Source organism: Akkermansiaceae bacterium (genome assembly GCA_017798145.1).
Taxonomy (GTDB): domain Bacteria; phylum Verrucomicrobiota; class Verrucomicrobiia; order Verrucomicrobiales; family Akkermansiaceae; genus Luteolibacter.
On the sequence record CP059069.1, the window covers coordinates 2875438 to 2898331 of the forward strand.

Below are 22894 nucleotides of genomic sequence, written 5' to 3' on the forward strand. Positions count from 1 at the left end.
TCGGTTTGGCGGCATCGTTGCGGTCGATGCCGACCGCTGTGTATGGCTTTCTAAAACCCGTCCCCTAGTGAGGACATCCAGACCATGAAACAAATGCAACGGCCATGGCAAGCAGAAATCACGAATGTAGAAATCACGAACGTAAGAAGACCGCGCAACACGAAGGGTAGAACGGGGGTTGATTTGGCGGCGGGGCGGAGCAATGCTGGCGGGCATGAAACCGAAGCTTGGGGAGATGGCACCGGATTTCCGGGCGACTGTGGTTGACGGGGAAAATGAAACAGAGCTTTCCCTCGCGGATCTTCGCGGGGAGACAGTGGTGCTGGTTTTCTACCCCAAAGACAATACGCCGGGCTGCACGATACAGGCGTGCTCGCTGCGGGATCATTGGGATGAGATCAAGGGCAAGGCGCGGGTTTTCGGAGTGAGCGCGGATAGTGTTGCGAGCCACCGGAAGTTCATTGCGAAGAGGGATTTGCCCTACCCGCTCATCGCGGATGTGGACAAGGCGATCGCGGAGGCATACGGGGTGTGGGTGCAGAAATCGATGATGGGAAAAAAATTCATGGGGGTAGAGCGGAGCACTTTCGTGATCGCCCCGGATGGAAAAATCGCGGCGGTGCTGGAGAAGGTCTCGCCGCTGAAGCACACAGCACTGCTTTCTGAAATCCTCGGATGAGCGCAAAAACGAAGCGAGGGGAGCATCCGCACATCGGGCTAGCCGTGCTGGCGGCGGGCGGGATGGCGCTGGGTCTTTGCGCCGGCCTCCAGTTCCTTGGTCTCGCGGCTCGGCTCGATGGGCTGGCCGGCCGGATGTTTTTGCCAACTGGCATGGCAGAACCTCCGCGCCCGCTGGATCCCATGGTTTCCTGGCTTTTTACGGCGGCCTTCGCCTTCGCCCTGCCCGCCGTGATCCTGAATGTTCCGGGGCTCTGGAGAAGGCTGGTGGTCTGGGGCGTCTGCATCGCCCTCACCATCGCGTGGGGGCCGGTGCTGGTTCTCGCAGCGCACAAGCCGCAGATCGGGGTGGCCTTGGTGGCCGTCCTGTGGTCGGGTTTCTGCGCGATGTTCTACACCACGAACCATGTCCTGCCGGCTGACCGGGAGGAATCAACCATACAACCCAAGGAAGATGGCACGCGCTGATTTCCCCGCGCCGGTCAGGGCGCTTGTCGATGAGCTCAAGCGGCTGCCGGGGATAGGCCCGCGCAGTGCGGAGCGGATGGCGGTGTGGTTGTTGCAGCACAAGAAAGCGGATCCGACCGCGCTGGCCGGGGCGCTGGTCTGCGCCCATGAGGCGATCATCCCCTGCCCGGTGTGCGGTTTCTTCGCCACCCGCGAGGGCTGCGGGATCTGCGACGACACGAAGCGCGACGGCACGCTGCTGTGCGTCATCGAGCAGGCGACGGATGTGTTGCCGCTGGAGCGCGCCGGGGTGTTCAAGGGGCGCTACCACTGCCTCGGCGGGAAGCTCTCGCCGCTGGACCGTGTTTCCCCGGAGGATCTTCACATCCCGGAGCTGATGCGGCGTGTGGAGCAGAGCGACGGGCAGATGGAAATCATCCTCGCGCTCGGCGCGGATGTGGAGGGCGAGGCGACCTCGAACTACCTGGCCGACATGCTGCGGGGAAAATCAGCAAGGGTGACGCGCATCGCGCAGGGGCTTCCTGCGGGGGGCGGGCTGGAGCACGCCGATGAGCTTACGCTGATACGGGCTCTGCAGGGGCGGCGGGATTTCTAGCCTTCGCGGCCGGCGAACAAGCCCCTTGCCCGCGCCGGTGCCCGGCACCGACAAGATCGTGATGTCTTTGAAACCCAATCTTGCGGCCGCCTGCGCCTGTTTGGCCGCGCCCGCATTTTCCTCCGCCGCAGCCATCCCATGTCCGCTCGATGCGCTGGTGGAGACTCCCGGGAACTGGAAGATGAAGCCGACGGTGCATTGGGTCAGGGATCGGGGGGTGCCTGCCTTCTGCCCCACCAGCTCGCGAGTATGCTGCCTATGATGCAGTGGAAAAAGGCGGAAATCGCGCAGGGCGCGGCGGCCAGCATGGTGAAATGGGTGTTTGCGAGGCTGGAGCCGAGGCCGGAGTTCTGCATGCCGACCTCGATGCATACGGTGCGGCATTCCTTTTCAGGGAATCCGAAGAGCCGCGCCCAGAGGTAGCCGAGGCCGAAGCCGAAGGCATGGAGGGCGAAAACGGCTGGCAGAAGAACATTCCAATGCTCGATGATCGAGGGCTTGGTCTTGCCGACGACGGCGGAGACGATGAGCACGATGACCAGCACCGAGACGACGGGTGAAACGTTTTTCACGGGCGCGAGCCATTTGCCGAGATACCTGTTGAGCAGCAGGCCGACAAGGATGGGCAGCAGGACGATGGCAACCATGGATACGATCATCGGCCCGGCCTCGATGCGGAGGATGGCGGAGGCGTAGGCTTTTGTAAGGAACGGGGTGAGGCCGACGGCGAGGAAGGTGGAGCACATGGTCATCAGCACGCTCAGTGCGAGGTTGCCACGGGCGAGGTAGGTGACGACGTTGGAGGCGGTGCCACCGGGGCAGCAGCTCACCAGGATGATGCCGAGTTGAACTGGTCCCGGCAGGCCGGAGAGCGAGGCGACCGTCCAGCCGGCGAGGGGCATGATCACGAATTGCGCGGCGACCCCCAGGGCGATCCAGCGTGGCGTTTTCAGGCACTCGCGGAAGTCTGCGAAGGATAGCGTCATGCCCATCCCGAGCATGATGACGCCGAGCCCTGCGGAAATGAGGGAGATTCCCGTTCCCGGGATATCGCCGAGGAACCAGGTGAAGTGGCCGGGTGCGAACCACGCCCATGCCACGCCTACGAGTGTCCAGAGCCAGAAAAGGTTCACCGCGCGGGATGCCATGCGGCGATTATTGGCGGAGTCCATCCGCGATGGCGACACTAATGCGGAGCCATGCCTGTGGCCGGATTCCTGAGTGTGCAGCATCGCCGGGGAAGCCGGCCACAGGCACGGCTCCCCATCAGCTTGGCTGCGGTGGATGGACGATGATGCGCGCCTCCGGGTTGTTGTGGATGTAGGCGTAGGCCCAGCCGAGCAGCACGGAAAGCTTGTTGCGGAAGCCGATGAGGAAAAGGATATGGACGAGCAGCCAGGCGATCCATGCGATGAAGCCGTTCATGGCGATCTTGCCGCTTTTCATCACCGCCGCGTTTTTCCCGATGATGGCCATCATCCCCTTGTCGGTGTAGCGGAAAAGCGGGCGCAAGCCGTGCTTTTTTTCCGCGAACCTCGTTCTCTCAAGCCGCAGCTCCTCCTTGAGCAATAGCGCGATGTGCGCACCCATCTGCGTGGCGGCGGGCGCGACACCCGGGACGAATCTATCGTCCTTGTCGCGCATGTTGGTCAGATCCCCGGCCACGAAGATGTCCGGATGTCCGGGAATGGAGAGATCGAGGTTTGGGGTCACGCGGCCGGACCGGTCGGTCTCCACGCCGAGATCCTTGGTCAGCGGGTTCGCGGCGATCCCCGCCGCCCAGACGATGGCCTCGGCCTCGATGGGGCTGCCGTTGTTGAGGATCAGCTTGCCTTTCTGCACGTCGGTGACGCGGGTCTCGTTGCGCACCTCGACGCCAAGTTTCTGCAAGCGGGCTTTCGCATAGTCGGATTGCCACGGATCGTAATGCTCCAGGATTTTGGGCGAGTTCTCGATGAGGATCACGCGCAGCTTGCTGGTGTCGATGCGCCGGAAGTTCGATTTCAGCGAGCGGTGGATCAGATCCGCACAAGCCCCAGCCAGCTCCACCCCGGTCGGGCCGCCGCCGACGATGGCTATCGTCATCAGCCGCTCGCGCTCGGCGTAGTCCTTGGTGAGTTCCGCGCGCTCGAGGTTGGAGAGGATCTTGCGCCGGATGTCCTGTGCGTCGGCGAGGGTTTTGAGGCCAAGCGAGTTTTCCTCCCAGTGGTTGTTCCCGAAAAACCCTGTTTTCGCGCCGGCGGCGAGAACGAGGTAATCGAAGCGATGCAGCTCCCCTGATTTTCCGGTGACGGTTTTGTCCGCAGGGGAGATGGCTGTCACCTCGTCCATCAGGACGGTCACGTTCTTCGCGTTGTGGAGGATCTGGCGGATCGAGCGGGCGATGTCCGGCGCGGCCAGCGAGGCGGTTGCGACCTGGTAAAGGAGGGGCTGGAAAAGGTGATGGTTGGTCCGGTCGAGCAGGGTGACCTCGAAGCGCTCGTCGTTGGCGAGCCTGCGCGCGCATTCAAGCCCCGCGAAGCCGCCCCCGATGATGAGCACCTTGCGGGGTGCCGTCTGTCCAGGCGGCTGTGTCGTGCCGGTTTTGTTTGTCATGGCGGAGTCTGGCACCCTTTGACACCCAGGGCAAACCGGGCTTGTGAATTTTTTCACAAGGGGACGACGGCCGCTGATCGGCTCCAGAGCCGGCAAAACCTTTGGGATTTGCCTTCGTGCCGATCAACCCGCGCAATGCATCAAGATCCGACCCATGTGGTAAAATGTGGTAAAATATGGTTCTATGTGGTAAAATGCTTGGTTCGGCGGGTTATTTGCATAGCCTACCCACCCATGAAAGCCCTCCGATACCATTTCCTTCTCGCTTGCCTGCTTTCGACGGCCTTTGCCGCGACTCCGCCGAACATCGTCTTCATCCTCGCCGATGACCTCGGCATCACCGATGTGAACGCCTACGCCCGTCACTTCACCGGCGCGGAAAACAGCAACCTCTTTTACGAGACCCCGAACATCGACCGCCTCGTCGCGGACGGGATCGCCTTTTCCCAGGCCTACTCGAACCAGCTTTGCACGCCCACACGGGCGGCGATCCTCAGCGGGCGGATCGCCTCGACCCTTGGGGTGACCACCGCCACGCCGCCCACCAGGACATGGTTCAACCAAGGCCTGCCGGTGCCGGAAGGCGGGCACCCGCACGACGCCTTCGCACACAAGGACCAGATCAAGATCCCGCAGGCATGGATCAACGGCCACTCGAACACCGCCCTCGACCCAACCCTGGACACGCTGCCGAAGGTGCTGAAAAACCACCATTCCGCCTTCCTCGGGAAATGGCATCTGGGCGGCCACGGTGCAGCGGCTGTGCAACCCGCCGCCCACGGTTTCACCGAGATCGCCTACGCGGACATGGGCGGCTCTACCTATTTCGACTGGGCGAAAGTCTGGGACGAGCGCAAATCGCCCTTTCCCAAAATGCCCGGGAAATACCGGATCGGCAAGGCGGGTGCGCCCACCGACCGCAGCTACCTGACCGATGACCTATCCCTGCGCGCCTGCGATTTCATCCGCTCCCGCGCCGGGAACAAGGAGCCCTTCCTGCTCTACTACTGCCCCTTCGCCGTCCACACGCCCATCGTGGCGCCGGAGGAAACCGTCGCCCATTTCAAGGCCAAGCCGCAGCTCGGCCACCTCGGGCACGGCAACGCCACCTACGCCGCGATGCTCAAACACCTCGACGACTCCATCGGCGAAGTCCGCAAGACCCTTGAGGAAACCGGCATCGCGGAAAACACCCTGATCGTTTTCACATCCGACAATGGCGGTGTCGAATACACCGCTCCCGCCGCCACCGACAACCAGCCCTTCACCGGCGGCAAGGCCTGCCTCTACGAGGGCGGCATCCGGGTGCCGAGCATTTGGTATCTGCCCGGCCGCTTCGAGGGAGGGAAATGGTGCGACCAGGTGGCCGATTGCACCGACTTCCTGCCCACCCTTGCGGCGATCACCGGAAACACCGCTCCGGATGGCATCGATGGGAGAAACATCCTCCCGCTGCTGGAAGATCCCGCCGCAAAAGCCGCGCCGCGCACGCTCTTCTGGCACTACCCGTTCAATGTGATTGTCATCGATCCCAAGCACGGCACGCCGCTCGCCCCGCACTCCGCGATCCGCGAGGGCGATATGAAACTCATCTGGAACTGGCATGGGAAACTCAGCCTCTACGACATCGCCGCAGACCCCTTCGAGACCAAGGATCTCGCCACCGGAAAGGCGGATCTAACCAAGCAGCTCCATGGCAAGCTCAAGGCATGGCTCAGGGAAAACGTCGGCGACCTCTACTGGCCGCAACCCGCTCCAGGCTACGATCCGAAGGCACCCGGCACGGCGTTCCCCTTCGCGGATCTGAGGTGAGCCTGATGGGGAAAAAAGATATCACCCCTCCTTCGGCTTCGTTGCGAATTTCTCGCCGCGCAGCACCCGGACATCGGTGATCCATGCGATCAGCGAGTAGTTCTCGAAATATTTCTCGGAAAGCTCCTCGACGATGGCCTCGCCGGTTTCCACCGAGACGATGGATTCGATTTTGAGGTTCGGCCCCTCCCAGTCGCTGGCGCGGACTCCGCGAGAGCCTTCGCCGTCGGTGCGGGTTACGGTGAAGCCTGTGCAGGAGTGGCGCCGGAGTATGGCGATGACCTTTTCCTTGAGCAGACCCTCGGTGACGACGGTGACGAGTTTCATCGGTGTGGTCGATTTCATGGGCCTGCGAAGTATTGTGCGGTCTTGAGGAAAATGGGGATGCCGATGGAGAGATTGAAGGGGAATGTGACGCCGAGGGCGAGCGTAAGGTAGATGCCGGGGCTAGCCTGCGGAAGTGCGATGCGGACGGCGGCGGGCGCGGCGATGTAGGAGGCGCTGCCGACCATGGCTCCGAAGACCGCACATCCGCCAGGCGTCATGCCGACCCAGCCCGCGGAGATCGTGGCGATGACCCCGTGGAGCAGCGGCAGCAAGCAGCCGACGAGGATGAGGCGCCATCCCGCGCTTTTCAGGTCCTTGATGCGGCCCGCGGCGACGATTCCCAGCTCCAGCAGGAACAGGCAGAGGACGCCCTTGAAGGGGTCGATGAAGAACGGCTTAACGCCCTCGATCTTGTCCGCGCCACAGGCCGCGCCGATGACGAGGCCGCCTATCATCAGGAAGATGCTCTTGCCGGTGATGATCTCGTGGAGGGCGGATTTGATCCCGCCCGCCTTGGTCTGGCGGGCGAGCAGCAGGCCGACGATGATGCCTGGCACCTCAAGCACCGCGACGAGGGCGGGCAGGTATCCGTTCGCAGGGATGCCTGCGAGCTTCACCGCCTCAAGGGCGGCAACGAAGGTGACGGCGGAGACGGAGCCGTAATGGGCGGCGCTTGCGGCGGCATCGATGCGGTTGAGGCGGCCAAGTCTCGTCAGGAAAAGGAAGGCGACGAGCGGCGTGAGGGTGCCGAGGGCGAGGGTCAGCAGCACTGGTCCCACCAGATCCAAGGGCGGTGTCTCGGAAAGGGATACGCCGCCTTTCAGCCCGATTGCGAAAAGGAGGTAGATGGAGAGGCCTTGGTAGATCGCGCTGGGGATTTCCAGATCGCTGCGCACGGCGCGGGCTATGATGCCTAGGAGGAAAGCGAGGACGACGGGTGAGACCAGGTTTTGAATGAGGAGATCCATTTGGCGTGAGGACGATGGCTACGGCCGCAGGCCGGGGACGGGGAATGCTTGCGGCCCGGGAAGGAAAGCCAGGTCAGCTCAGGATATCGAGCAGCTCGCCGATGGTGTGCTTGTTCTCAAGCGGGTGGTGCAGGCGCTTCCTAGGATTGATCGTATAGGTGTTCCTGCGGCCGTCCTTGGTGATCTTGACGGCCTTGTCCTCGACTAGCTCGACGAGGATTCGCTGGACGGCGCGCTGTGTTATGCCCACTTCCTCCGCCAGATCGCGGATCCGCGAATTCGGATCGCGCGAGAGGCAGACGAGGATATGGAAATGGTTGGTCAGGAAGGTCCAATGCGGAGTGTTACCCACTGTCATCCCCGCATTCAATCGTCCTGCTGATTCCATGGCAATAGGCGTGTTGCGTTTTTTTCGCAAAGGCTGATGGGATGACGAACCCTACGGGCGGCGCGCTCAGGGAAGCATGGTCACCTTGCCGGTCGCAAGGGAATAGACCCCGCCGACGATCTTGATCTTGCCTTCCTTTTCGAGGTTCGCGAGCGTTTCGGAACGCTTGCGGATGTCTTCGACGGTGAGTGCGGCGTTCTTCTCGATGACTTCGTTCACGAACTCGGTGTTCTTTGAGCTGCGGTCACCGGCATGACCCTCAACCTTTTCCATGGCCGGCTCGATCTGGGCGAGGAGTTCGGTGAGGTTGCCCATTTTCACATGGTCGCAGGCGCCCTTGACGGCACCGCAGGCATCGTGGCCGACGACCATGATGACCTTCACCCCGCCGACAACGGCCGCGAACTCCATGGAGCCGAGCTGCTCGGTGGTCTCGATGTTCCCGGCAACGCGGCCGACGAAGAGATCGCCGATGCCTTGGTTGAATACCTGCTCGACGGGGACGCGGGAGTCCACGCAGGAGAGGATGTAGGCCTTGGGAAACTGGCCTGCCACGGCCGCATCGCGTCGGGCCTTGACGTTAGGGTCGGCGGTTTTCCCGGCGACGTACGCCTCATTTCCAGCAACGAGTTCCGCGAGGACGGAATCCGGGGTGAGAGTCTTCTGGGACTCCGCATTTGGCTGCATGGTCGGCTCTGCGTGGAGAAGGGCTGCGGAGGCAATTGCGGTGATGGTGATGATTGCTGTTCTAGTTTTCATGGTTTGTTTTCGTGTCGTTTGTTTGCCGCTTTTTCCGGGACGAGGGGATTATTCGCGCGAATTCAGAAACACGCAACTGATTTCGTGCATTATTCTGCATAACTTTTCCGGCTAGGCTGCTGCCATGGGATTTTGCGCCAATGGATGTTGAAGGATCATGCTGGCTCTGTAAGGATTCCAGCCATGCTCCGACCAAGGAAAAAATACACCGTCTGCGATCTACGGAAGCTAAAGGGCAAGCGCTGCCTGACACACATCCATGTGAAATCCCCGGAGGAGGCGGCTGCGGCCGAGGCGGCGGGGATTGACCTGATGAGCTGCAGCTTCGATTCCCCGGAATCCCAGGCGCGCCTGCCGCTTCTTGTGGCCGCCGCGCCGGACAGTTTCCTCTCCTGCGCCACCCCGCACGGCATGGCCTCGCCCGAGGAGGCGATCCGGATCGGCTTCCGTGCATTGGAGGCCGGTGCCAGCTCTGTGTATTGCTCGGCCAGCCCCCTCGTCATCGAGGCGATGGCTCGCGAGCGGATCCCGGTGGTGGGGCATCTGGGCATGGTGCCGAGGCATGTGACATGGACGAACTACCGGGCGATCGGCAAGACGGCGGACGAGGCGAAACAGCTATACTCGCAGATGAAGGACCTGGAGAACGCCGGAGCCTACGCGGCGGAGATCGAGTGCGTGCCTCACCAGCTCGCGAGCTTCCTCTGCTCGCGGACCAAGATGATACTGATGTCGCTCGGATCGGGCAGCGGCTGCGACACTCAGTTTCTGTTTTCCGATGACATCCTCGGGGAATACGAGGAGCGGCTACCTCGCCATGCGAAAGCCTATCGAAATTTCCTGGAGGAAAACCGCAGGTTACAAAAGGAGAGGATCGCCGCCTTCGGGGAATACGCCGCAGATGTGAAGGAAGGGCGTTTCCCGGAGTCGGGGAATCTAGTGGAAATGGATGCGGCTGTGTTGGAGGAGTTGCGGGCTTCAGTGGGGTGAAGTTCGGTGTTCCCTTTTCGGCTGCGCCCTGCTTCCATCCGCGCCGGATGCACATACGATTCACGGAACAGGAGCTGACGACGCTCGTTGAGATGCTCAGCCTGGCGGCGAACGTGGCCTCGTGGAACCAGAAGGAGTCAGCAGACGCGAAGCTTTCCGAATACGAGGCGTTCGAGAGCAAGATGCTGGAGAAGGCCGCCCACAGCGGGTTGGGGGCCATGATCGAGTTCGACCAGGAATCCCAGCGCTTCCGGGTGAGGAAAGAGGTCGAGGAAAAGCTGTTCTACCACGAATGCTACGAGGAGTTCCGCAACGAGAGCTTCTGGGACGAGCTGACCGTGCGCCTGGCAGACCGGGATCTCGCCAAATCCATAGGCCAGAAAGCATGGGAGGCGATGAGCGAGGAGCAGCGCCGGGCGAAGACCGTTTCCTCGGAAAAACGCTATTGGGAGGAGTTTTCAAAGAACGGCATCGAACGGGTGATCGTGATGACCCCGCCGGGCGAGGGCTGAAATCCCGCTGAAATTTGATCTTCCGTTTGACAAAGCAGGCCGAATGCGGCTAATCCTGCCGCCCGCCAAGCCCGTGGCGGTTTGGGAAACGGCAGTGTAGCTCAGTGGTAGAGCAGAGGACTCATAAGCCTTTGGTCGGCGGTTCAAATCCGCCCACTGCCACCATTTCCCGAAGCGGGGGCGATGGTGAGCGCGGCATCAGTTCGCTGCGGAAAGCTTGAGGACGCCGACGTAGGGGAGGTTGCGGTATTTCCCCTTGTAGTCGAGTCCGTAGCCGACGACGAACTCGTCGCCGATGCGGAATCCGACGTAATCCGCCTCCACTTCCTCGGCGCGTTGCTTGTCCTTTGCCAGAAGCACCCCGGTGTGGACGGCGGCTGCGCCTTCCTCTTCGAGACGTTTCGCGACGGCGGCGAGGGTGCGGCCGGTGTCGAGGATGTCGTCGAGCAGCAGGATGTGCTTGCCTTGGACCTCCGGGAAATGGCGATCCAGGAAATCCACCTGCCCGGAGCTTTCGAGGCCGCCGTGGTAGCTCGCGACATTGAGGCACTCGATGGAGAGTTCGCGCTCGATGCGGCGCAGCAGGTCGGCGGCGAAGACCAGGGCGCCCTTCAGCAGGATGATGACAACGATGGGACCTGGCGGGAAATCGCGCTCGATCTCCTTCGCCATGGAATCGAGACGGCGCTCGATGACCTCCTCATCCACCAGGACGCGTTCGATGTCGTTCTTCATGTGAGAGGATTGGCGGCGGGTGGGCTCCCCGCCAAGCGGGAAATCATTTTGCGGAAGTTGACCGCGCCGCAGCCACGGGTTAGCGGCTGTGCGTGGAAGCATGGTCAGGAGCTATCGGGTTGCCTTTGCTGGGCGCGGCGCTGCATCCGGTGCTCGGCGCGATGATCCAGCGGGCGACGAAGCAGGGAGTGAGGTTGTCCGTGGTGCTAGGCTTCGCCAACCTGCTGACGCTGGCGGTTTTCTCCGCCTACCTGAAGCCGGATTTTTCCACCCCGCTCCGCCTCCAGGATGGCCTTGCCGTGCTCAACGGCCTGCTTTTTTTCTGGGGACAGTGGTTTTCCATCCAATCCGTGCGCAAGGGGGATCTCGTGGTCCATTCCTCAACGCTGGGCTTCAAGGTGCTGATCGTGGCCACGCTTTCCGCGAGCGTCGGACTGGAAAAGGCCGGGCCGGGCCTGATCGGCGGGGCCGTGCTCGCGGCCTTCGCCGTTTACCTGGTGGCCGGTGCGACGGCTGAGCGGCTCAAGGCGAACCGCACGACCCTGTGGATGACGCTGGTCGCCTGCGTGTTCTTCGCCACCAACGATTTCCTGACCGGATGGAAGAGCCATGAGATCGGCGGGGCGAGGTGGCTGATCATGATGATGATCACCACGGGGACGCTCTCCATCGGGATGCTGGCGCACAGCTGGCGGGATGTGGGGAAAGTGGTTTCCGACAGGCAAAGCGCGTTGCCGGTGATCGGTGCGGGGCTGGCGCTGGGTGTCCAGGCGCTGCTGGTGAACCTCGCCTTCAGTTGGTTCCGCGAGCCTGCGCTCAGCAACATCGCCTACAGCACGCGCGGTGTGATGGCGGTGTTCTTCGTCTGGGCGATCGTGAAGAAATGCAAGGAGCCGCTGGGTGGCAGGCAGCTGTTAGGGGCTGCGCTGATGGTCGTGGCGCTGACGCTGGTGCTGGTGTGAATCGCCGAGCGAATCCAGCGCTCCGCTATCGCCCTTTCGCCCACGAATCGCGCAGCGCGACGGTGCGGTTGAAGACGGGTTTCACGCCGGGGACGTGATCCTTGGAATCGGTGACGAAGTAGCCGTTGCGCTCAAACTGGAAGGGGGTTCCGGGGGCTTCGTCGGCCAATGAGGCTTCGGCTTTGGCGGTGATGGTTTGCACCGATTCCGGGTTGAGGACGGTCAGGAAACCGCCTTCCGCCGCATCCGGATCCTCGACGGTGAAGAGGCGATCGTAGAGGCGGACTTCCGCATCCACGGCGGTTGCGGCATCGACCCAATGGATCGCCGCCTTGCAGACCACACCTTCCGGGGAGTCTTTTCCGGTGGTGTCCGGCAGGAGCTTCGTGCGGACGAGGGTGATCTCGCCTGCATCGTTTTTCTCGAAGCCTGTGCACTGGATGATGGGGCCGCCTCGGAGGCGGACGTATCTGTCCGGGGCGAGGCGGAAATACTTTTTCTCGGGGATCTCCTGGAAGTCCTCGCGCTCGATGAAGATTTCGGAAGAGAAGGAGACTTCTCTTTCGCCGAAGGATTCGTCCTGCGGGTGGTTGGGGATTGCGGCGGTTGGCGTAGGTTCTTCGGAGAAGTTTTCGATGACAACTTTCAACGGATCCAGAACGGCCATGCGGCGCGGTGCCGTGGCGTTGAGGTGGTCTCGGATGTCGTGCTCAAGCAAGGCGACATCGGTGGTGCCATTGTATTTCGTGATGCCGATGCGCTTGCAGAAATGGCGGATCGCCTCGGGCGGGTAGCCGCGGCGGCGGATGCCGGAGATGGTGGGCAGGCGGGGGTCGTCCCAGCCGGAGACATGGCCTTCCTGGACCAGTTGCAGCAGCTTGCGCTTGCTCATGATCGTGTAGGTCAGGCTGAGGCGGGCGAACTCGATCTGGCGCGGGGTGGAGGGGACGGGGCAGTTCTCGATGAACCAGTCGTAGAGCGGGCGGTGGTTCTCGAACTCGAGGGTGCAGAGCGAGTGGGTGATGTGCTCCAGCGCGTCCTCCAGCGGGTGGGCGAAATCATACATCGGGTAGATGCACCAGTCGCTGCCGGTGTTGTGGTGGTGCGCGTGCATGATGCGATACATGACGGGGTCGCGCATGTTCATGTTTGAGGAGGTCAGGCCGATCTTCGCGCGGAGGACGGCTTCGCCTTCCTTGAATCCTCCGGAGCGCATCTTTTCAAAAAGGGCGAGATTCTCCTCAACGGAGCGGTCACGGTATTTCGAGGGGGTGCCGGGGGTCTGTACGTTGCCGCGGTGGAGCTTGATTTCCTCGGGGCTTTCCTCATCGACGTATGCGAGGCCGTTCTTGATCAGGTGGACGGCGCAATCGTGGAAAAAACCGAAGTAGTCGGATGCGAAATAGAGATCCTTGCCCCAGTCGAAGCCGAGCCATTTCACGTCCTCCTTGATGCTTTCTACGTATTCGGTTTCCTCCTTCTCGGGATTCGTGTCGTCGAAGCGGAGGTGGCATTTCGCACCTGGATGCTCCTGGGCGATGCCGAAGTTCAGGCAGATGGATTTCGCGTGGCCGAGGTGGAGATAGCCGTTCGGCTCCGGCGGGAAACGGGTGATGGTGGTCTCGTGTTTTCCGGAGGAGAGGTCGGCGGCGATGATTTCGCGGATGAAATCGAGTTTGGGTGAGTCGGACATGGGAAGAAGTGGCTGGTGCCGAGTGAGCGGTGATCAGTGGAAGAAATCAACCACGGATGAACGCGGATGAACACGGATCGGATTCTTTGCATGGGGAAAGTTCAAGGTAAGACGAGCCCGCCAAGGCCGGCGCACGATCATTTTGAGAGCTCCGCGAAAGCACCCGGGTGTGTTTGAAAACCGTGCCGGATCAGGGAGTTCATTCCGGGATCACGAAAGCGCCGGGGATGCCGGTGTTGAGGCTGGCGAGTTGCAGGCCGTGCTTTTCGGCGAGGGCGAGGAGGTGGGCGTCGGTGGTGTGTTTGAAACTCTTGCACCAGGCGGGGAAGTCCCGGCGGGAGGAGAGATCGTCGGAGAGGAAGCGGTGGAGTTTTCCCAGATGTTTTATCATTTCTTTCAGGTTCTCAACCGAGGTTTCGACCGAGGCGGCTCCTTCGGAGCGCTGGACTGAGACCCGGACGAACCCTGTTTCCGGCATGGCAGAGGTGTAGATGAGACATTCTTGACTCGCAATCACATACCGCAGCCAGATTGCCGTGCGTTTGTGAAGAGGGTGATCCTTCCAGCCCCTTTGCAAAGCCGAGCGATGCCATTTCCCAAGCCCTCCGCAAAGGGGCTGGAAGCACCCTTCTCCCCATTGGCAGGGAATACGATTTTTTCCTGCCAAATGCAGCTCTCGGGATGCGAAACTCCCATCACCTTGCAAGCTCCTCCAGCAATGCCTGATTCAGTCTGATCCCGGCTTCGAAGTTTTCGATGGGGAAATTCTCGTTGGGCGAGTGGATCTGCGCGTCGGCGAGAGCGAGGCCGAGCAGGAGGGTGTCGGTGCCGAGGATGTCGCGGAACGCCTGGACGATGGGGATGGAGCCGCCTTCGCGGATGAGCATGGGCTCGCCGGGGAAGGTGCGCTTGAGGGCGCGCTGAGCTGCCTTTCCGAAATCGGAATGCGGATCGCAGGCGTAGGGTTTGCCGTCGTGGCCGATCTCGATCTCCAGTTTCACGCCGGGCGGACAGTGTTTTTCGAGGTGGGCTTTCAGTTGGGCGAGAATCGTTTTCGGATTCTGGTCCGGAACGAGGCGCAGGGAGACTTTCACGAAGGCTTCCGCGGGGATCACGGTCTTGGAGCCCTCGCCCTGGTAGCCGCCGCCGATGCCGTTGACCTCGGCGGTGGGACGTGTGCCGACGCGCTCCGCCGAGCTGTAGCCGGGCTCGCCGAAGAGGGAAGGGGAGCCGGTGACTTTGAGGAAATCCTCATCGGCCACGCCGGGAACCTTCGCCCACATTTCGCGCTCCCACGCTTCGATGGGGCGGACATCGTCGTAGAATCCCTCGATGGCGACGGTTCCGTCCGGGAGATGCAATGAGGCGACGAGGCGGGCAATGGCGGTGGCAGGGTTTGCGACGGCTCCGCCGAAGAGACCGGAGTGGAGGTCGCGGGCCGGGCCGGTGAGTTTCACCTCGGCGCAGGCGATGCCGCGAAGGCCGTAGCCGAGGGTGCCGGTGTTCGGCGCGACCATTCCGGTGTCGGAGATCGCGATGATGTCGCACTTGAGTTCCTCGCGGTGCTTCTCAAGGAACGGTGCGAGGTTTCCGGAACCGATTTCTTCTTCGCCTTCGAACAGGAGGATGATGTTGACCGGGAGATCGCCTTTCTCCGCCATCGTTTTTTCGACTCCGAGTATGTGGGCGAGCATCTGGCCCTTGTTGTCGGTGGCTCCGCGCGCCCAGATTTTCCCGTCTCGGATCTCGGGGGCGAAAGGGGGGCTGTCCCAGAGGTTCAGGGGATCGACAGGCTGGACATCGTAGTGGCCGTAGATCAGGACGGTTTTCCTTTCCGGCTTATGGGCGTTGCGTGCGACCACTATGGGGTTGCCCGGGGTTTCGTGGAGCTTGGCATCGAGCCCTGCGGCGGAGAGTTTCCCAATGATCCAATCGGCGCAGGCCAGGACATCGCCCTTGTGCTTCGAATCGGTGGAGACGCTGGGGAAGGAGAGGAAGGTGAAGAGGTCTTTGAGTTCCGGGGTCATGGTGGTCAGAAATTTTTGTCGTAGGGGGTATCGCCGAGCACCCAGTTCTCCGCAAGGACGGAAGATATCCGGAATTGCCTCGGGCCGCCATCAGGATGGGCGCGGATGGCGAGCGTGGCGCGGTGGACTTCTTCTTCGGCGCTGAGGATTTTCCGCATCGCCCTGTCCTGGGGGGAATCGCGCTTCGCGTAGGCGTAGATGATATCCTTCACATCCGGGGAGACCAGCGCGTATGCCTGCCATATCCTGTCATCGGAGTAGATCCCGTTGTAGTAGGTGTCGCTGGCGATGAAAACGCGTACGACGGATTCCGGGGAGGCGCGCCCGAGGATCACGGGCCATTCCGGAACGGATTTGCGGAGATAGGAGCGGAGGTCGATGCGCCATTTCCCGTCCGGGCACGGGACGAGCTGGGCGAGGCGGTTGGTGGTGCGCTCGCCTGTCTGCATGGTCACGACGACTTCGGCGATGGATATGCCGTTGGCGAATTTCTGTCCGAGCCATGACATGTCAACGATGCTGCCCTCGGCTTCAGCGATGGTTCGCAGGTTGCGTGCCGCCTGTGCGGCGTCGGTGCCCTCGCCTAGGATGAAGAGCCGTTCTGCGGAGGCGATGTCTCTGTTGGAAAGTGCGGCAGCCACGATAGCCAGTGCGTCCTCGCGCTCCAGAGCAGGCTGATTGACGGTTTTGCCTTCCGCGAAGGCATCGGCGAGGTATCCGGATGCTTCGCCCATGAGTGCGGCTTCGGCGGCGAGGCGGGATTTTTCCCGGTAGTGCCGGACAAGCAGTATCACCATGGTGGTTAGCAATGCGAAGGCGGCAAGGAGCGTCCACAGGAGGGCGGTGCGGTTCGACTGCGCCTTTTGCTTGCTGCGCTTGCGCAGCCTGCCCCTGCCCCTGACTGCGGACTGCGGCGATCTCGTGACTTTCCCCAGGTTCGGAGCCGCGCCGAAGCTGCGCTCTTCTGCGCTGTTCTTGGCACGGCTGAAATTCCTGTCAGTCATGGGCGGGAGGAGGCCCGGTTCAGCGTGGCGTGAGTGTCACCCGCAGCGGATCGTAATGATCCGACGGGCTGAAGAGCCAGCCGGGGTTGCGGTCCACGACCTCGTATCCCGTCAGCATGAAAACGGGGAGGAACTGGTTGCTGTTCGGGTCGTATCCCGTCTCGCCGGTGTAGTTGCCGCGGATGCGGTATTCGTAGTTGTTGTCGAAGCCATAGCGCGCCCCCGGCGATCCGTTTTCGGGGAGGCGGTCGGGGCTGAGTTTCCTGTCCTCGCGGAAAAGCACGAGCTTTGCGGAGGAGGCGGACTGGCGCGGCTTGCGGAGGTAGCCCCAGAAACGTGTTTTCTCGACGTAGTAGCGGCGCCCGTAGAAGAAATCGCCGGTTGGCTCGTTGGCAATGGCGGCATTGCGCTCCTCAACGCTTGGGCCGCCCATGTTCGGCGGGCCGCCCGTCCCGCCTGTGCCAAGGGAGCCCGCACATTGGCAGAGCACGAGGCAGGTGGCGGAAAGCAAAGCCCATTTCAAGTTCGACATGTGCGTGTTCTTGCCATGTCGCGCAGGATACGGCAAGAGCTTATGGAGAAAGGCGGGCCTTGTGGGCCAGTCTTCCGCAATGGGTTTTTGGGAGGCCCTTCTCCCATGGTTGTCAGCGGGAGAGGATGTCATCCACTCCCCTTGAGCAACCGCGGGCGGCGGCTTCCGCATCGCGGCCAAGGAGCAGGAAATCCCTCTCGCCATGGCTGATGGCGATGTCCTGGGTGCGGATCGCGGAGACGGTGTCCAGGTTTGCGAGGTCGATGATCTCCAGGTAGCCGGGCTGGCCATCGGCGGCGGGGCGGCCGGTGTGGACATCGAGGATGCGCACGGCTGTCCATGGGGGGCCCCGGTGGGCCGTTTCGCCTGGCCATGCGTAGAACTGGGAGAACAGCTCGGTCATGCCGTATTCGTTGAGGATGCGGTGTCCCGGGATGCCGAAGTGGGCGGAGAGACGGGCGCGGACTTCTGCGGGGGCGTAGGATTTCCGCAGGCCTTTGCTGCCGCCGGTTTCGAAAATCCATGAGCCTTCCGGGAGGGTGAGCGGGAGCATTTCCTCGCAGGCTTTCAGGAGGGCGATGGAGGTGCCGAGGAGGGCTGCGGGTTTCTGCGGGCGGAAACCCTCCAACTGGAATTTGCCTTCGGAATCGACCAACCAGAAGCTGGCCGGTAGGACGGCATTCCTGTCGAGAATCCCGAACATGCGGACCAGCGAGGAGTGGGGTGTGTCGGCAGGGCGCTGGGCGAAGAAATATCGGTTATCCAGCGCAGGCAATTTCGCCTCCCGCCAGCCTCCGAGCACCGAGGCTTCGTAGAGATCGAGGCTGCGGAATTCGTGCCTGCCCTTGACCTCCCGGGTGGTGCCCGAGGTGAGGAAATGGCCGGACACTTCGCTTCCGGGAAAGCAGCGGAGCGGTATGTCCGGTAGCTTGAACACATCCGTCGGCAAGGCGGGGATCTCACGCCATGAAGGGACGTTCTGCGGGGATTTCCCGAGGGCTTCGCAGTAGTTCCGGTAAGGTATGTTCGCCGAAAACTGATGGGCGAAGACCTCCAGCGCCATTTCCGCGAAATCGCCCTCGCCGCCGCGCATCCAGTCCAGCAGGCGTGACCGCAGCAGACCCATGGCTCAGTGGCTGGCGTGATGGATCGCGAGGAGCTTGATGAGAAGATCCTCGATGAACTCCAGGGGGATCTGGTTCGGGCCATCGGAGAGGGCGTTGGCGGGATCCGAATGGACTTCCATGAACAGGCCTTCCAGTCCGGTGGCGACGGCCGCGCGGGCGAGGACGGGCGCGAGCTCGCCATCGCCGCCGGTCGCGCCGCCCAGGCCGCCGGGGCGCTGGACGGAATGGGTGGCATCGAAAATGACCGGAATGCCCTCCTTGCGCATCAGGTAGAGCGAGCGCATGTCCACCACGAGGTTGTTGTAGCCGAAGGTCGTGCCGCGCTCGGTGATGAGGAAGCGCTCGCAGCCGAAGCTGCGCATCTTGTCTGCGATGTTCACCGTATCGAGCGGCGCGAGGAACTGGCCCTTCTTCACGTTCACCACGCGGCCTGTCTTTGCGGCGGCCTCGAGGAGGTCGGTCTGGCGGCAGAGAAAGGCGGGGATCTGGAGGAGATCGATGTGCTCGGCTGCGATCTCCGCCTGTTCCGCCGTGTGGATGTCGGTGGTGACCGGGACTTTCAGTTCCCTGGAAATTTCCCCGAGGATGCGGCAGCCCTCATGGATGCCCGGGCCGCGGAATGAATTCACCGAGGTGCGGTTCGCCTTGTCGAAGGAGGCCTTGAAAACGAAGGGGATGCCGGTGCGTTCGGCGATTTCCTTCAGCGAGCGCGCCATCTCCCAGGCGAAGGCCTCGTTTTCCAGGGCGCAGGGGCCCAGGATGAAAAACGGCATGGGGCCGCCGACGGGGACGTTGGCGATCTGGAAGGGCGAAAAGCGTTTCATGATTCGGATTCGTTGAGGGCGGTCTTGTAGAGCGGGATGAGGTTTTTGAGAGCCATTTCGAGCAGCTTCTCCTCGGTTTCGGTCAGGTTTCCGGCGGTTTTCCTTTTCAGCATCCCGAGGGAGTCGATCACGGATTTCGCGGCACGGAGGTTGACGGATTTCTCGCCGGTCTGCGGGCTGGGGATCTGGCCGAGGAAAAGCCCGGCATTCTGCGCCTGCATCAGGACGAAATCGTTGAAGCGGTGATCGGCTTCGGGCAGGTGGGGCATGGATGAGGTTTGCCAGTCCGGGAAGGAAGATGCAAGAGCGGAGACGGCGGCCTATGATCTTGACTCCGCGCGCCGCCAGGCCGCACGCTAAGGACATGCCAAACGCCAAGCACTACGTCGGACTGGACATCGGCGGTTCAACCATCAAGTCGGTCATCATCGATGCGGCGGGCGAGCAGGTGGGCGGGATCGTGGAGGTCAAGAGCCTGGTGAAAAACGGCTTCGGGGCGACCTTCGGGCAGCTGGACATCGCCATCGCCGAGCTTTGCGGAAGTGCCGGGATCACGGCGGGGGACATCGGCGGCATCGGCCTGGATGTGCCCGCGCCATCCTCGGACGGAGTGATCTGGGGCAGGGCGAACCTCGGCGAGGATTGGGTCGGCACCGACATCTGCGCGGAGCTCAGGCGGCGCACCGGCATCCCGGTGCACATGACCAACGATTGCAACGCGGCGGCCATCGGCGAATACGCGATCCGCAACAAGCACATCGGCGGTCTGCTGCTCGTCGCGCCCGGCACCGGCCTGGGCGGGGGCTTCGTGCTCCCGGGCGGCCAGCTCTACGAAGGTGCCAACGGCCTCGCGCTCGAGGTCGGCCACATCTCCGTGCCTCACCGCGAGGACGACGGTAAGCTGCCGGACTGCACCTGTGGACTGACCGGCTGCATGGAGGCATGGGTCTCCCTCGTCGCCCTGCGCAGGCGGCTGGCCATGGAACTCGCAAAGCCGGAATGGGAATTCCACGATCTCAACAGCTCCTCCGGAAGCATCGAGGAAAAGGCCTTCCAGCTCCGCACCCTTGCGGAGGACGGCGATGCCCTCGCGATCCATCTTTTCAGGCAGCAGGGCCACATCCTCGGATACGGCATCGCGGATCTCGTGCGTATCCTGGATCCCGGCCTCGTCGTTCTCGGGGGCGGCCTTGCGGAGGCGAAGTTCCGGGACCGCTTCATGGACTGGGTCAAGGAGGGCTTCTCGGACCGCGCATGGTCGGTCTATCGCCACAGCCCAATCGAGCCGGAGAAGGCGACCACCGTCTTCGAGTGGGCGGAGGGTGGCGATGCCGCCGCATCGATCGGAATGGCCTACACCGCCCGCGAGCTCTTCGCATAAAGCGCCATGTTCCTGGTTTCCATCGAAGCGTTGCAAAACAACGCGCGCATCCTGCGGGAAACGGCCGATGCGGCGGGCTGCAGGGTCGTGCTGGCACAGAAAGGTTTCTCCTGCTGGAAGGCCTATCCCTACATCAGCGGGGATCTCGACGGTTGCTGCGCCTCCGGCCTCTGGGAGGCGACGCTGGCCCGCGACCATTTCGGGAAACACATTGTCACCTATTCGCCCGCCTACGACGAGGCGGACATCGCTGGACTGCTGGAATTCACCCATCATCTCGATTTCAACTCGCTCTCCCAGTGGTTCCGCTTCCGCGAAACGATTTTCGCCCACCCCCGCTTCATCGCCGGGGAAGTGCAGTGCGGCCTGCGGATCAACCCGGAGCACTCCACCGGCCAGACGCCGATCTACGACCCCTGCGTGCCCGGCTCCCGCCTAGGGATCACGGCAGATCAGCTCGAGGGCGCAGACCTAACAGGTATTTCCGGCCTGCATTTCCATACCCTCTGCGAGCAGGACTCCCCGGATCTCGAAAGCACACTCAAGGCCGTCGATGAAAAATTCGGCCACCTCCTGGGCAGCCCGCAGCTCACCTACCTGAACATGGGCGGCGGCCATTGGATTACGAAACCATTCTACGACCGCGATCTCCTCATCCGTCTCGTGAAGGAAACGCAGCAGAAATACGACGTCGAGGTCTGGCTCGAGCCCGGTGAGGCCGCCGCAATCCATTCCGGCGTGCTGCGGGCCACCGTGATGGATGTCTTCGAATCCGCCGGCCACAGGCTCGCAATCCTCGATGTCTCCGCCACAGCCCACATGCCGGATGTCATCGAAATGCCCTACCGGCCGGATGTTTTTCTCGTCGATCCGGCGGTTGCCGAGCCATGCCCTCCGCCAGCAGTCCTTCTGGACGGTGAAAACTATCATCTCGCAGGCAACCCGGATGAACCGCATTTCACCGATACCCCACATCATGTCTTCCGCCTCGGCGGGCCGACATGCCTTGCGGGCGATGTGATCGGCGATTACTCCTTTCCCCGCGCGCTAGTAGCGGGCGACATCCTCGTCTTCGACGACATGGCGCACTACACGATGGTCAAGACCACCACCTTCAACGGCGTGAAACACCCGCCCATCGCCCTGCTCCACCCTGACGGCCGAATCGAGACAATCCGCGAATTCACCTATGCGGATTTCCGCGACAGGCTCTCGTGACATTTCCAAAATCCACCCCACCGTCATCCATGCTCAGGGTCACACTCCTCGCCGCCTTCCTCGCCGCGCCGGTCCAGGCGCAGATTTATGCCGATTTCACCGTCAGCAGCGGCGGCAATCCGCTCGGCACGTTCCGCGTCCTGCTGGAGCACGCGAAAGCCCCGCGAACCTGCGCGAACTTCATTGGCCTCGCATCCGGCAGAAGGCCATGGGTGGATGTGAGAACCGGTGCCGTCCGCACCAACAGGCCCTACTACGACGGCCTGACCTTTCACCGCCTCATCCACAGCTTCGTCATCCAGGGCGGCTCCCCCAACGGCCAGGGCACGGACGGGCCGGGTTACTCCATCCTCGACGAATACCATCCCGACCTCAGGCACTCCTCCCAATACGTCCTCTCCATGGCCAAGGCCGGCTCACCGAACACCGGCGGCTCCCAGTTTTTCATCACGCTGCGCGCTACCCCGGAGCTCGACAACAAGCACTCGGTCTTCGGAACCGTCATTTCCGGCACGGAAATCATCGACGGATTCAAGAATCCCGCGAATTTCCCGGTAGGGGCCGGCGACAAGCCAAGCACCCCCATCACCATGGATTCGGTCGTCATCAGCGGCCCGGGCTACGCGGGCTTCGACATCAGCGCGCCCGGGCTGCGGCTTCCGCATCTCGCCGAGAACAGGATCGCCATCACCCGCGATGCGGCGCTGCAGACGATGACCGCCGTATTCGACCGCAAGCCGCAGACCGAGTACCGTGCATTCGGATCGCCGGATCTGGTCGCATGGGCGGACCACGGGATCGTCCTGAGCATGGATGGGGAAAATGCCTTCCAGCTCACCGTGGATTCCCGTCCGGAGCCAAGCTATTTCCTGAGGGTGCCCGCCGTGAACTACGGCGATGTCCCAAACGCCCCCGCGGATCTGGGTGATGGCGGGAAAACCGTTCGCATCCGCTTCGGCGGCGGCGATTTCCTGGACATCTCCCCCAATGGCAGCGGCGGCGGAACATGGGCTGACAACGCAGGCGGAACAGGGACCATCTCGCAGACATCATGGACCGACAGCGCACCGGACACCGGCGTTTTCTCGGTCAGCAACTCCAGCGCCTTTTTCATCCCGCTCGGGGATTTCAGGACAACGCTCCTCAACTACCCCGGGCCGGGAGAAAACATCAACCTGGCAACCTGGCTCTCCTTCCACACCCCTACATCCGGCTGGACTGAGGAAATCGGCAACGGTCCGGTGAACCGTTTCGCCTTCGAGATCCTTGCGCAGTGAGATGCCCGCCGCAGCCGGGATA

General features: G+C 62.4%; 25 protein-coding genes and 1 tRNA gene. 11 read left to right on the forward strand and 15 right to left on the reverse strand.

Features of this window, described 5'->3' with window-relative positions:
* The first annotated feature begins 214 nt into the window (after nt 1-214).
* The 3 genes from HZ994_12250 to recR are packed head-to-tail and all read left to right on the forward strand — an operon-like array spanning nt 215 to nt 1741.
* Nucleotides 215-679 (forward strand): peroxiredoxin, encoded by a 465-nt coding sequence (locus tag HZ994_12250; GenBank protein ID QTN33054.1) that lies wholly within the window; start codon nt 215-217, stop codon nt 677-679.
* A complete protein-coding gene (locus HZ994_12255) occupies nt 676-1146 on the forward strand; it encodes a hypothetical protein (protein QTN33055.1) in 471 nt (156 codons plus the stop codon). Before HZ994_12250 ends, HZ994_12255 begins: the two co-directional genes overlap by 4 nt.
* Nucleotides 1133-1741, forward strand: coding sequence for a recombination protein RecR (recR, locus tag HZ994_12260; protein ID QTN33056.1), 609 nt, complete (start codon nt 1133-1135; stop codon nt 1739-1741). Before HZ994_12255 ends, recR begins: the two co-directional genes overlap by 14 nt.
* 203 nt (nt 1742-1944) lie before the next feature.
* Here the strand turns inward: recR and HZ994_12265 are convergent, their stop codons facing one another.
* Both HZ994_12265 and HZ994_12270 read right to left on the reverse strand, forming a co-directional pair.
* Nucleotides 1945-2889, reverse strand: coding sequence for a bile acid:sodium symporter family protein (locus tag HZ994_12265; GenBank protein ID QTN33057.1), 945 nt, complete (start codon nt 2887-2889; stop codon nt 1945-1947).
* A gap of 118 nt (nt 2890-3007) precedes the next feature.
* Nucleotides 3008-4336 carry an NAD(P)/FAD-dependent oxidoreductase gene (locus HZ994_12270; protein QTN33058.1) on the reverse strand — a complete coding sequence of 443 codons (1329 nt, stop codon included), beginning with the start codon at nt 4334-4336 and terminating at the stop codon, nt 3008-3010.
* 234 nt (nt 4337-4570) lie between these two features.
* Here HZ994_12270 and HZ994_12275 point away from each other — a divergent pair, with 234 nt between their 5' ends.
* The gene (locus tag HZ994_12275) at nt 4571-6148 is read left to right on the forward strand and encodes a sulfatase (protein ID QTN33059.1); all 1578 of its coding nucleotides are present in this window, start codon (nt 4571-4573) and stop codon (nt 6146-6148) included.
* Between the two features lie 21 nt (nt 6149-6169).
* Here HZ994_12275 and HZ994_12280 read toward each other — a convergent pair whose 3' ends face one another.
* The 4 genes from HZ994_12280 to HZ994_12295 all read right to left on the reverse strand — a co-directional run bounded on the left by HZ994_12280 (nt 6170) and on the right by HZ994_12295 (nt 8590).
* Nucleotides 6170-6493, reverse strand: a complete 324-nt coding sequence (locus HZ994_12280) for a transcriptional regulator (GenBank protein ID QTN33060.1) — start codon at nt 6491-6493, stop codon at nt 6170-6172.
* A complete protein-coding gene (locus HZ994_12285; GenBank protein QTN33061.1) occupies nt 6490-7443 on the reverse strand; it encodes a sodium-dependent bicarbonate transport family permease in 954 nt (317 codons plus the stop codon). Before HZ994_12285 ends, HZ994_12280 begins: the two co-directional genes overlap by 4 nt.
* 73 nt (nt 7444-7516) lie before the next feature.
* A complete protein-coding gene (locus tag HZ994_12290; GenBank protein QTN34392.1) occupies nt 7517-7801 on the reverse strand; it encodes a winged helix-turn-helix domain-containing protein in 285 nt (94 codons plus the stop codon).
* A gap of 96 nt (nt 7802-7897) precedes the next feature.
* Nucleotides 7898-8590 carry a carbonic anhydrase gene (locus HZ994_12295; GenBank protein QTN33062.1) on the reverse strand — a complete coding sequence of 231 codons (693 nt, stop codon included), beginning with the start codon at nt 8588-8590 and terminating at the stop codon, nt 7898-7900.
* A 183-nt stretch (nt 8591-8773) separates the two neighbouring features.
* Here HZ994_12295 and HZ994_12300 point away from each other — a divergent pair, with 183 nt between their 5' ends.
* The 3 genes from HZ994_12300 to HZ994_12310 all read left to right on the forward strand — a co-directional run bounded on the left by HZ994_12300 (nt 8774) and on the right by HZ994_12310 (nt 10257).
* Nucleotides 8774-9580: a 3-methyl-2-oxobutanoate hydroxymethyltransferase gene (locus HZ994_12300; GenBank protein ID QTN33063.1), complete on the forward strand. Its 807-nt coding sequence runs from the start codon at nt 8774-8776 to the stop codon at nt 9578-9580.
* Between the two features lie 47 nt (nt 9581-9627).
* Nucleotides 9628-10092, forward strand: a complete 465-nt coding sequence (locus tag HZ994_12305) for a hypothetical protein (GenBank protein QTN33064.1) — start codon at nt 9628-9630, stop codon at nt 10090-10092.
* A gap of 90 nt (nt 10093-10182) precedes the next feature.
* Nucleotides 10183-10257 (forward strand) — tRNA-Met (locus HZ994_12310).
* A 33-nt stretch (nt 10258-10290) separates the two neighbouring features.
* Here HZ994_12310 and hpt read toward each other — a convergent pair.
* The gene (gene hpt, locus HZ994_12315; protein ID QTN33065.1) at nt 10291-10827 is read right to left on the reverse strand and encodes a hypoxanthine phosphoribosyltransferase; all 537 of its coding nucleotides are present in this window, start codon (nt 10825-10827) and stop codon (nt 10291-10293) included.
* 92 nt (nt 10828-10919) lie between these two features.
* Between hpt and HZ994_12320 the strand changes: the two genes are divergently transcribed.
* Entirely contained in the window at nt 10920-11789 is an 870-nt protein-coding gene (locus HZ994_12320) for a hypothetical protein (protein QTN33066.1), read from the forward strand.
* A gap of 25 nt (nt 11790-11814) precedes the next feature.
* Here the strand turns inward: HZ994_12320 and HZ994_12325 are convergent, their stop codons facing one another.
* The 8 genes from HZ994_12325 to HZ994_12360 form a co-directional block, all read right to left on the reverse strand.
* Entirely contained in the window at nt 11815-13482 is a 1668-nt protein-coding gene (locus HZ994_12325) for a glutamine--tRNA ligase/YqeY domain fusion protein (GenBank protein QTN33067.1), read from the reverse strand.
* 199 nt (nt 13483-13681) lie between these two features.
* Nucleotides 13682-13960, reverse strand: a complete 279-nt coding sequence (locus HZ994_12330) for a hypothetical protein (GenBank protein ID QTN33068.1) — start codon at nt 13958-13960, stop codon at nt 13682-13684.
* 217 nt (nt 13961-14177) lie between these two features.
* Complete coding sequence (locus HZ994_12335) at nt 14178-15509, reverse strand: dipeptidase (protein ID QTN33069.1); 1332 nt, start codon at nt 15507-15509, stop codon at nt 14178-14180.
* Between the two features lie 5 nt (nt 15510-15514).
* A complete protein-coding gene (locus tag HZ994_12340) occupies nt 15515-16513 on the reverse strand; it encodes a hypothetical protein (GenBank protein ID QTN33070.1) in 999 nt (332 codons plus the stop codon).
* 19 nt (nt 16514-16532) lie between these two features.
* Nucleotides 16533-16946, reverse strand: coding sequence for a hypothetical protein (locus HZ994_12345; protein ID QTN34393.1), 414 nt, complete (start codon nt 16944-16946; stop codon nt 16533-16535).
* A gap of 211 nt (nt 16947-17157) precedes the next feature.
* A complete protein-coding gene (locus HZ994_12350) occupies nt 17158-18171 on the reverse strand; it encodes a hypothetical protein (protein QTN33071.1) in 1014 nt (337 codons plus the stop codon).
* A 3-nt stretch (nt 18172-18174) separates the two neighbouring features.
* Nucleotides 18175-18996: a 3-deoxy-8-phosphooctulonate synthase gene (kdsA, locus tag HZ994_12355; protein QTN33072.1), complete on the reverse strand. Its 822-nt coding sequence runs from the start codon at nt 18994-18996 to the stop codon at nt 18175-18177.
* Entirely contained in the window at nt 18993-19265 is a 273-nt protein-coding gene (locus HZ994_12360) for a DUF1844 domain-containing protein (protein QTN33073.1), read from the reverse strand. Before HZ994_12360 ends, kdsA begins: the two co-directional genes overlap by 4 nt.
* Before the next feature lie 95 nt (nt 19266-19360).
* On the opposite strand from HZ994_12360, the gene HZ994_12365 reads away from it, so the two are divergent.
* Genes HZ994_12365 through HZ994_12375 form a run of 3 tightly spaced genes read left to right on the forward strand, consistent with a single transcriptional unit; the run spans nt 19361 to nt 22872 of the window.
* Complete coding sequence (locus HZ994_12365; GenBank protein ID QTN33074.1) at nt 19361-20377, forward strand: ROK family protein; 1017 nt, start codon at nt 19361-19363, stop codon at nt 20375-20377.
* 6 nt (nt 20378-20383) lie between these two features.
* Nucleotides 20384-21595 (forward strand): carboxynorspermidine decarboxylase, encoded by a 1212-nt coding sequence (gene nspC / locus HZ994_12370; GenBank protein ID QTN33075.1) that lies wholly within the window; start codon nt 20384-20386, stop codon nt 21593-21595.
* A gap of 29 nt (nt 21596-21624) precedes the next feature.
* Entirely contained in the window at nt 21625-22872 is a 1248-nt protein-coding gene (locus HZ994_12375) for a peptidylprolyl isomerase (protein ID QTN33076.1), read from the forward strand.
* Nucleotides 22873-22894 lie beyond the last annotated feature (22 nt).